This window comes from Bradyrhizobium sp. NBAIM08, from assembly GCF_020193935.1.
GTDB classification, from domain to species: Bacteria; Pseudomonadota; Alphaproteobacteria; order Rhizobiales; family Xanthobacteraceae; genus Bradyrhizobium; species Bradyrhizobium yuanmingense.
The window spans coordinates 1-438 of sequence record NZ_JADYVR010000447.1 but is presented as its reverse complement, the minus strand read 5'-3'; the positions used below and the strand labels follow the sequence as shown (position 1 = coordinate 438).

At 67.4% G+C, this 438-nt stretch carries 1 protein-coding gene; it reads left to right on the top strand.

The features are described from left to right. The coding region (locus tag I6F37_RS40365) for an enoyl-CoA hydratase/isomerase family protein (protein ID WP_225154430.1) at window positions 1-438 on the top strand (438 nt) is incomplete at both ends.

Below are 438 nucleotides of genomic sequence, written 5' to 3'. Positions count from 1 at the left end.
GACACCATGATCGCCATGCGCGAGGCGATCGAGGCCTGTGAGACCGATGGCACGCGCTGTATCGTCATCGCTGGCGCCGGCGGGGCCTTTTCGTCGGGCGCCGATATTATGGCGGCCATGCAATCCGGCGGCACGCCCGACGATGTCTATCGCGTGCTCACCGAGGCCTACGCGCCGACGCTGCTGGCTGTGCGCGGCTCGTCGTGGCCGGTGATCGCCGCCGTCGATGGGGTTGCCGCTGGGATTGGCTGCGATCTGGCGCTGGCCTGCGACCTGCGGCTGGTCTCGGCGCGCGGGCGATTTTCGGAAATTTTCATCAAGGTTGGGCTGATCCCCGATGGCGGCGGCACCTACCTGCTGCCACGCCTGATTGGCCTGGGGCGGGCGATGGAGCTGATGTGGACCGGCGATATGGTCGAGGCCGAGAAAGCCCTGAGC